The sequence below is a fragment of the Massilia hydrophila genome (assembly GCF_020208145.1).
Classification (GTDB): Bacteria; Pseudomonadota; Gammaproteobacteria; order Burkholderiales; family Burkholderiaceae_D; genus Telluria; species Telluria hydrophila.
The window spans coordinates 1-8,905 of sequence record NZ_JAHYBX010000017.1; the positions used below are offsets into that span (position 1 = coordinate 1).

Here is an 8,905-nt window from a genome sequence, read left to right on the forward strand (position 1 = left end):
TTCCCATCCCGAACAGGACCGTGAAACGACTTTGCGCCGATGATAGTGCTGCAACCAGTGTGAAAGTAGGTTATCGTCAGGCTAGTTATATGAAAAACCCCGCAGGGTGATCTCTGCGGGGTTTTTTGCTTTTGTGCTTATAGTTTTTCAAGCGAAGCGCCCCGCAAGCCGACCAGCACGGCTCGACCGTGCCCATCCACGCGCAATTCACCGTATTTCGCCTTGCTCCATCGTTCTCCATCGCCTTCTTCGAAATGCCATGCATTGGCTGGCAAGGTGAATCTTTCCCGTTGACGTGTTACCTCGATAAGAATTTCGTTATCCTTCAATGGAGAGCGCTTATCGTGGATATGCGTGATCGTGGCGACACCGTTCTCGCCGCGCTGCGCAACGGCAAAATAGGGCGCTTCGATATCGCCGCCATCCAGCTTCGCATCCAGATCGCCGGAGAGGGCGAAGTTGAGCGCCATGTAATCACCTTGCATCAAGGAACGTGGATCGACGGGTGCCAACTCGACAAAAATGCTTTGGCCCTGCCGTATGATCTGTTCCTTTTGATAGATACCGACGTTGACGATGAGGAGGGCCGCTACCGCAGGCGCGATCAGGCCCGCTTTCGTCCACCTGCGCCGATCGGTCTGCAGGTCAGAATCGCACTCTGCTTTGCCTGCGATCCTGCGCTCGCGCCATGGGCTGGCGAAGAGCAGCACGCCGGCAGCAGAAAACAGCAAGACGCTTTTGTAGAGCAATGGCCATCCCAGCCAGTAATAGAGCGATCCGATGGTCCATAGTCCGGCAAGGCCCGTCAGCTTTGCGAGCTGTGGCCGGCCCCAGACGAGACAGGCGGCGGCCATGAGCAACAGGGCGCCAAGCGAGGTCGTAAACCAGCTCACCAGGACGAAGACCGGAATGCATACTCCCAGCAATCGCCCGTCGAAGCGCTTGAGTGTAACGAGCCAGACGCCGGCCGCAAGCGCGGCGCCAGCAGAAAGAAACGGCGGCGCATACCCGAACCACACATCATGGCCGCCAAGGCTGAGCCAGTTATGGTCAGGCAATATCTGGCTGATGAGAAATGACTGACCTGACTGATAAGCCAGCATCAGAACATTGACGACTCCTAGGCCGATTAATACCGATTCCACGCCGGATGCAATGCTGTATTTGCCATTACGCTCGGCACTGCGCAAGAGTGCATGTCCCGCCAGCCATACGCCTAACAAGAGGTAACATCTGTTCCATATGATGAGCTGCGCTAACGACGTGGCTGCATCGACGGCGAGCAAGGCCCTGTCCAGCATGAAAACAGCAAGAGCACAGCATAATGTCCGTATCCATACCTGGCGTACGGCAAGCGACACGGCAAGCGCTGCGACGGCGCATATCGCGTCGTCGTTGTAAGCACCGCGCGGCACCCATACCATGAACAACCCACTGCCCAACAGGCACACGCCGAGGTATTCCAAAAACAAAGGCAATTTGCGAACGCGCAGCATAGCGGCAGCACAGCCGAGTACGACGGGACCGAGGACATACAATTCTGTACCCCTGCTGCTGTTGACAAACAGGAGCGCAAACAGGCCGCAAATAGGCAGGGCAGCGAGCAGGGCACCGACAGCCGTCAGCACGACGACAGGCCAGGGAGGCCCGGATTTCTCCGCATCGAGCAGTGTGGCATCGACCAGTCCACGTGCTAGGGCGTCACGTACGATCGCGTCAATTCGATTGGTCACGGTTTTGTCCTTCACGGAACTGATTGCGATACAAGTGAATGATCAGCATCGCGCTCGACATGAGTGCCGCGACGGCGGTAAGTCCGACAAGGACGAGCAAGGCCCCGAATGAGCGGAATTCGAGCCCAAGCCTGACCGCCCCGCATACCAGTAGAACGTCGATCGCCAAGGCCGTGATCGATAGCGACAAGGTGTCGAAGGCGGCACGGCTGGTAAAGAAGATGAACAGCGGGCACAGCGCCAGGAGCGCGAGCCAGAACATCGGGCTATCCGAACCGAACAGGCTCGTCACTCCCAGGGTCGTGGTCAGGCCGGCCGCCGACAACAGGGCCAGGTTCTGCGCCCAGGTTCCTGCGCCGCTCCAGCCGCGCCAGGGGGCGGAGAGCGCCAGAGGAATCGCCAGGACCGCAAGCATGGCTGTCAACTGGATATGCAGCACGGTCGGCCCAAACCAGCTTCTCCCGCCGTGTGCCGCGAGCCAGGTCGAGACGCCGCACATGGCGACAACCACCCAGGCCGACCACAGGAGATCGGAACGGCTGGCCAACGCGAGAGGCAGGGCCAGGACAGTCCACAAGGCAAACAACTGCCATGGATCTGCTCCCGATTGATAGTGCTGCCCGAAAAAACCGAACATCGTGCCGATCGTGAGCAGCCCAAACAAGGCAAGCCCTATCCGAAACCGGACGAAGCGCGCAGCGCCATAGCATGCTGCCGCAAGCAATGTTTCCAATAACAGGAACATGGCAAAAGGATTTTGGGCTTCCCAGTTTGCGGCAAGGAAGAAAATCAGCCCCAGGCCCGCGAGCGCGGCGGCCAGGATGCGTACCCGCTGGCGCACGCTCGCTTCCGGCAAGTGCATCGATTCGCGCAAGGACGCAATGTGCCGCAACTCCTCGTAGGCAGTTGCGGACAGCCGTTGCTGTCGTGCCAGTTCAAGCAAGGCAAGCCGTGTGCTCAACATGGGTGTTCTCCGAAGAAAGCCGTATGCCATTCTAGGAGGGGCACCTTGTCACGATGTTGACGTTGAGCACGACGGTGCCGCCATTTCTTCGCTACCTGAACGGTATTCGTGCGGCGATTCCTACATCGGATCGGAGACTTATCCTATACAGCACATCACTTTCCACGAGCATGATCAATCCATTGCGTCAGCAAAGCGGAGGATGGACCATGAAATCGAAGGAAAAGAGCCTGGGTGGCGTGAACCGTTCGCGCGGCATCCATAAACCCAAAACCGTCAGCGTTGCCGAGGGCAGCCTGCAATCGCGCGCACCGGGAGCGGTGATGCGCGGTGGCCCCGAATCGCCATTCCCCGTGGCACATACGGGCTCTCAGCAGTCCGACCTCGGCCGCAATGCGCGGGGTGGTGTCGGCGGTTCGCAAGGCGGCGGCTGGAGTGCGCGCCAGCGTGGCCAGCGCATGCAGGCGCAGGCCGAGATGAACCGTGTCGGCGAAATCCAGCAATCCGGCCAGGGTGGGATGGAGCAATCCCAACATGCCGGCTCGCAACAGTCGGATTCGGGTCAAGGTGGCGCCCGGGGCCTGCAGGGACATCCAGACCAGCCGGCGTCGGACTACGCTAGCCGTCCGAACCAAAAAACGCCTCGCAGCTGAGCTGCGCCACCCCGCCCAGCGCCCGGCATGTCCGGGCTTTTTTGTGTCCACTGCCGTCGCTCCTGCCTGCGATCGGAATCTGGGGCACAATGCACCTGTCAGCCTTGCCATTTCAACCATGACAGGAAAAGCATGAAAGAACAGGTCGCACGCAATGCCGTGCTGGTGCGCGCCATTGAATCCGCCGACATCCAGTACGAGGTGCTGAGCGAGGACGATCGCAAGTATGCCAGCCGCAGTGCAAAGGAACTGGCTGCCTGGCAGGCAGCCGACGCCAAGTCCGCCATGACCCAGCACCATTTTCTGGAGCAGCGCTCGGAACAGATCCTGAAACGCCTCGGGGAACGCATACCGGCCTTTGGCGCTTTTGCCAAACGCCGCCTCGGTTTGTCGGGCTTCTGGCTGGCATTGCCCTTCCTGGCCCTGGTCAGCGGCGCCCTGATCGACCGCATCGCCGATCCGCACCGGGTCGATTTGCTCTCCGCCCCCTTTCTTTTGATCATAGGCTGGAACCTGCTGGTCTACCTGTCCGTGCTTGTCCTTGCCTGCATTCCCGGCAAGCCCCGCGGCTGGGCCGGTCCGGGCCTGCTGCGCCGCCTGAGCCTGGGCAAGCTGGCCGTCCCGCGCAAGCTGCCCGCGCCGCTGGCCGCCGGCATTACCAGCTTCATGGGCGAGTGGGCGGTGCTGAGCGCACCGCTCACCCGTGCACGGCTGAGCCGCACGGTCCACCTGGCGGCAGCCTGCTTCGCCCTCGGCGCCATCGCATCACTGTATGCGCGCGGCTTGCTGACCCAATACGTCGTCGGCTGGGAAAGCACGTTCCTGGATGCTTCTCAGGTCCATACACTGCTGTCCTGGCTATTCATGCCGGTAATGAATGTGTTCCCCTTCCTCCAGGGTTTTTCCCTGGCCGAGATAGAACAGCTGCGTTTCGGGCGCGTCGTGGCTGCCGCCAGCGGCGAGCGCTGGGTCCATCTCTACGGCGCAACCCTGCTGCTGCTGGTAGTGCTGCCGCGTGTGCTGCTGGCAGGGTTCTCCGCCTGGCAGGCGCGCCGCTTGGCAAACAGCTTCCCGCTCGACCTTGACCAGCCGTATTTCCGCAAGCTGGCGGATAGCATCGGCGCCGGTTCTCCAGCGCTCTTGCGTGTCCTTCCTTACAGCTACACGCTGGACGAAGCACGTGATCGCGGCCTGTGGTCGATCGCGGCTGCGGCGCTTGGCGCCCAGGCGCGAGTCCAGCTGCGTCCGGCCAGCGCGTATGGCATCGACGCGAAGGAGGCCCTGCGCGACCTGCAGCTCGATGAAGCAGGCGTCACCGTCACTGCGGTCCTGTTCAGCCTGTCCGCCACACCGGAAAAGGAAAACCATGGCGCCTTCCTCGATTACCTGACGAAACACGTGCGCCGCGGCGTGGCCGTGCTGGTGGATGAATCGCCGCTCACCGAGCGTATCGGCAGCCAGTCCGGCAGCGCCGAGCGCGTGGCTGAACGCAGTACGCTGTGGCGCCAGTTCTGCAGCTTCCATGGCACCTCGGCGACCTTCGTCAACCTGCTCGAGCCAGGCAAGTATCCAACCGAACTCGGCGCGGGCCTGCGCCTGCCGGAGCTGCGCTGATGGACGATCCGGTCAAGATCCAGTTCGCGCTCGTATCGCACACGAATAATGGCAAGACGACGCTGGCGCGCACCTTGGTCGGCATGGATGTGGGCGAAGTGCGCGATGCCGCCCACGTAACCCAGTTCGCCGAGGCCCACCTGCTGCAGACCAGCGCGGCCGGTGACAGCCTCGTGTTGTGGGACACGCCGGGCTTCGGCGACTCGGTACGCCTGCTCAAGCGCCTGTCGATGTCGGGCAATCCGATCGGCTGGTTCCTGCGGGAAGTGTTCGACCGTTACCGCGACAAGCCCTTCTGGCTTAGCCAGCAGGCCTTGCGCGCCGCCAAGGAAGAGGCCGACGTCGTGCTCTACCTGGTGAACTCGTCCGAGGCGCCCCAGGATGCCGGCTACCTGCCGTCCGAGATGAAGATCCTCGAATGGCTGGGCAAACCGGTCGCGGTGCTGCTCAACCAGATGGGGCCGCCGCGCCCGGGCAGCGAAGAGGCGGCCGAGCAGGGACGTTGGAAGCAGCACCTGGCCAGCTTCCCTGTCGTAAAGGAAGTACTGCCACTGGACGCCTTCGCCCGCTGCTGGGTGCACGAACACGTGTTCTACGATGCGATCGGCAAGCTCATCGAACCTGCAAGGCAGGCAGGCTATGCCCGCCTGTTGGCTACCTGGGAAGACGCCAACCAGCGGCGCTACCGCAATTCCCTGCACCTGGTGGCGGAGCTGCTCGCCTTTGCCGCGCGCGACCGCCAGGAGGTTTCCTCGGAAGGAGGCCAGGGGCTGTTCAGGTCCGCCCTGAAGGCCGTCGGACTGGGCAAGGACGAGCAGAAGCGCCAGGAACTGGCGATGGCCACGCTGGTCCAACGCCTGAACGACGAAATCGGCAGCACCACCGCACGCATGCTGGTCCTGCACAAGCTCGACCCTGGCAAAGCGGGCGCGATCAATGCGCGCGTGCGCGAGAACTTCGCCGTGCGCGCGCCGGTGGACCGAGCCCAGGCCGGCCTGCTGGGCGCAATGGTCTCGGGCGCGGCCACCGGCTTGTCGGCCGATCTGATGGCGGGTGGTCTTACCCTCGGCGGCGGGGCGCTGCTGGGGGCGATCGTCGGCGCGCTGACCATGGCTGGCGCAGCCTGGGGCTTCAATGTGGGCACCGACCGCAACCAGCACACGGTGCAGTTTGCCGATGCCTTCCTGCAGACACTGCTGACCGGCGGCCTGCTGCGTTACCTGGCGGTGGCCCATTTTGGACGCGGGCGCGGCAACTATGTGGAAAGCGAGGCGCCTGCCTTCTGGCAGGCGGAGGTGGAGCGGGCGGTCGCGGCGCATGCGGGCGACCTGCCGGCCTTGTGGCGCGCCTTGCGCGCGGCGCCGGATGGGGAGGCGGCCATCGCACTGGCCGAGAAAACGCTGGTGCCAGCGGCGGACGCCGTGCTGGCGCAGCTCTATCCGGCGGCCGCGCTACCGGCGCCGTCCCAGCTTACTGGAACCGGTATTGCGCGCTGATGCCGAGCAGCCAGTTGCGCCCTGGCGCGGCTTCGTAGAAGCGGCGGTTCGCTTCGGCCACGATGACCGAGCCGACATAGTCGCGGTCCAGCAGGTTATTGACGCGCAGGTATTCCTTCAGCTGCCAGCGCCCCAGTTGTTGGCGCGCCTGCAGGCGCAAGTGGAGGATGCCGTAGCCGGGCGCCGGCACCGCCGCGTTGGCATCGTCCGGATGCACCAGGCTCGCGGCCTGGGCCTCGAGCGCGGCATTGAGCGCACCGTCCTTCGCCGTCCAGCCCAGTTCCGCAAACAGGCTGGCGCGCGGTACGCCGGGCAGCCGGTTCCCGGACGGGATGCTGCCGAAACCTTCATCGTAGATGGCGCGCAGGAGGCTGGCCGAGACCAGGGCGTTCCAGCCGCCGGCGAAACGCGAGGCCAGTGATAATTCCATCCCCTGGCGCAAGGTGCTGCCGGCATTGCGGTAGCTGGTGCGGCCGCCGTTCGAGGCCTCGACCACGAGTTCGTTCCGGGTGCGGGCCTGAAACAGGGCAAGTTCGGCTCGCGTGTGCTGGCCGAACATCGCCTTCGCGCCCACTTCGAGGTGGAGGCTGCGGCCGGGTTCCAGGTCAAAATTGAAACCGGCGCCGCTGGCCGAGTAGAACAGTTCATTGAGGGTCGGGGTTTCGAAACCGCGCGCCGCGCTTGCGTACAGATTGAGCGTGGGCGCCAGCTTGCGCAGGATGCCGAGCACCGGTGCCGTTCCCTGGTAGACGGTGCCGCCGCTGTCGTCGCCATTGTCGAGGAAACGGTCGCGCACGGCCACTTTCAGGCGCGTATGGCGCAGGCCGCCCGTCAGTACCCAGGCACCGGACTCCCATTCGGTCTGCACATACGGATCGATGCTGGTCAGGCGGTTGCTCTCGTCGCGGCGCAGCCGGCCCTTGACGCCGAGCTGGGGGCCGAGGAAGTTCTCGAAGCCCTGGCGCAGGTCTTCGGAATCGGCATATTCCACGCCAGCGGTAGTGCGCAGCGTGCCCGGACCGAGCGCACGGACATCCTGCCAATTCAGGTCCATGCCGCGGAACTCGCGATCGAAATCGATGACGCCGCCCGAGTGGCTGGCCGGCTGCTGGAAGGCGCGCGAGAATGACTGGTACTGGATCACCTGGCGCTGGCCGCCATAGGCAGTCAATTGCAGGCGGCTGGTTCCGAAACGCTGCTGCCAGTTCAGGCCGATCTGCCGATGGGCGATGCTCTTGCGGGTGTTGTAGCGTTGCGCGAAACTGCGCTGCGGCGACGCGGTGTCGGTGGTATCGGTCTCGCCCGCGCGCGGATCGCGTGAGAAACTGTCCCAGGTGACGCCGAGCGGATCCTGGGTGTCGTCCTGGTCGAGCGCATTCGCAACGATGCTCAGCTTGCCGTCACGGCCGGTTGGCAATGTCAGCTTGGCATACCCCTGGTCGCGGACCGCGGCGCTGTGCTGGCGGTAGCCGTCGGTTTCAAAGCGCGAAGCGTCGAGGACGTAGCCGAGCGTGCCGGTCTTGCCCTGGGCATTGATTTCGCGCTTGCGCAAACCGTCGCTGCCGCCAGTGACGGACAGCTCGACCGAAGGCGGAGCCTCGCCATCGCGCGTAAACAGCTGGATGACGCCGCCAGAATGGTTGCCATACAGGGCGGAAAAGGGACCGCGCAGGATCTCGATGCGCTCGGCCATGTCGAGATTGAAAGTGGCCGCCTGGCCTTGTCCGTCTGGCATGGTCGCGGGAATGCCATCCGCGATCAGGCGTACCCCCCGCACACCGAAGGAAGAACGGGCGCCGAAGCCGCGCGAGGATACCTGTAAATCCTGCGCATAGTTCTGGCGGTTCTGAACCACAATGCCGGGCACCGCCACCAGCGATTCCGACAGGTTGATGCGCGGCTGGCCCGCCTGGATGCGTCCGGCATCGACCACGCTTACCGCGGCAGGCAGATCGAAGCTTTCCTGCTCCGTGCGCGAGCCGCTGACAACGACAACCGACATAGGCGGTACGGACTGGGCCAGGACCGGAGCCGTCAAAAGGCCAAACAAGGCAGCAAGCAGTGGGGAACGAGGCAGATGGCGGGGCATGACGATAATGCAGAGTGGACAGATCGCCATCATAGCCGTGCTGGTCTATGATGGCTGTTCGTTTAGCACGGACCAGTGTCGAAAGGCCTTGCTATCGACCGTCAGGATTTGCTATAGTTCGCCTCCGCTTCGGCAAGGACCGAAAACGTTAACGTAATCAAGTGCTTACGTTAGCAGAGTCCGCAGAGAAATCTGCAACGAAGCGAACGAGGGGTTGACGGTTCTAGCAAAACACTGCATAATCTCACTTCTCTGCTGCTGACGAACACAACGCTTCGCAACCAGGCAGCAAGGTAGTACAGAATCCTCGGCGGAAGCCACAGTTCTTTAACAATCAACAGTCGATAAGTGTGGGC

General features: G+C 63.1%; 6 protein-coding genes. 3 read left to right on the forward strand and 3 right to left on the reverse strand.

From position 1 onward, the window contains the following. Nucleotides 1–137: 137 nt before the first annotated feature. A complete protein-coding gene (locus tag LE190_RS21210) occupies nucleotides 138–1,733 on the reverse strand; it encodes a GDYXXLXY domain-containing protein (RefSeq protein WP_225240576.1) in 1,596 nt (531 codons plus the stop codon). Beyond that, nucleotides 1,717–2,697, reverse strand: a complete 981-nt coding sequence (locus LE190_RS21215) for a DUF2157 domain-containing protein (protein WP_225240577.1) — start codon at nucleotides 2,695–2,697, stop codon at nucleotides 1,717–1,719. Before LE190_RS21215 ends, LE190_RS21210 begins: the two co-directional genes overlap by 17 nt. Before the next feature lie 209 nt (nucleotides 2,698–2,906). On the opposite strand from LE190_RS21215, the gene LE190_RS21220 reads away from it, so the two are divergent. The 3 genes from LE190_RS21220 (at nucleotide 2,907) to LE190_RS21230 (ending at nucleotide 6,460) form a co-directional block, all read left to right on the forward strand. After that, nucleotides 2,907–3,350, forward strand: a complete 444-nt coding sequence (locus LE190_RS21220) for a hypothetical protein (protein WP_225240578.1) — start codon at nucleotides 2,907–2,909, stop codon at nucleotides 3,348–3,350. 132 nt (nucleotides 3,351–3,482) lie between these two features. Continuing rightward, complete coding sequence (locus tag LE190_RS21225; protein ID WP_225240579.1) at nucleotides 3,483–4,964, forward strand: DUF2868 domain-containing protein; 1,482 nt, start codon at nucleotides 3,483–3,485, stop codon at nucleotides 4,962–4,964. Next, nucleotides 4,964–6,460 carry a GTPase domain-containing protein gene (locus LE190_RS21230; RefSeq protein WP_225240580.1) on the forward strand — a complete coding sequence of 499 codons (1,497 nt, stop codon included), beginning with the start codon at nucleotides 4,964–4,966 and terminating at the stop codon, nucleotides 6,458–6,460. Before LE190_RS21225 ends, LE190_RS21230 begins: the two co-directional genes overlap by 1 nt. On the opposite strand, the gene LE190_RS21235 is transcribed toward LE190_RS21230, so the two are convergent. Continuing rightward, on the reverse strand, nucleotides 6,435–8,462 hold the full coding sequence (locus LE190_RS21235; protein ID WP_225240581.1) for a TonB-dependent receptor family protein: 2,028 nt from the start codon (nucleotides 8,460–8,462) through the stop codon (nucleotides 6,435–6,437). The two genes, LE190_RS21230 and LE190_RS21235, sit on opposite strands and share 26 nt — an antisense overlap. Nucleotides 8,463–8,905 lie beyond the last annotated feature (443 nt).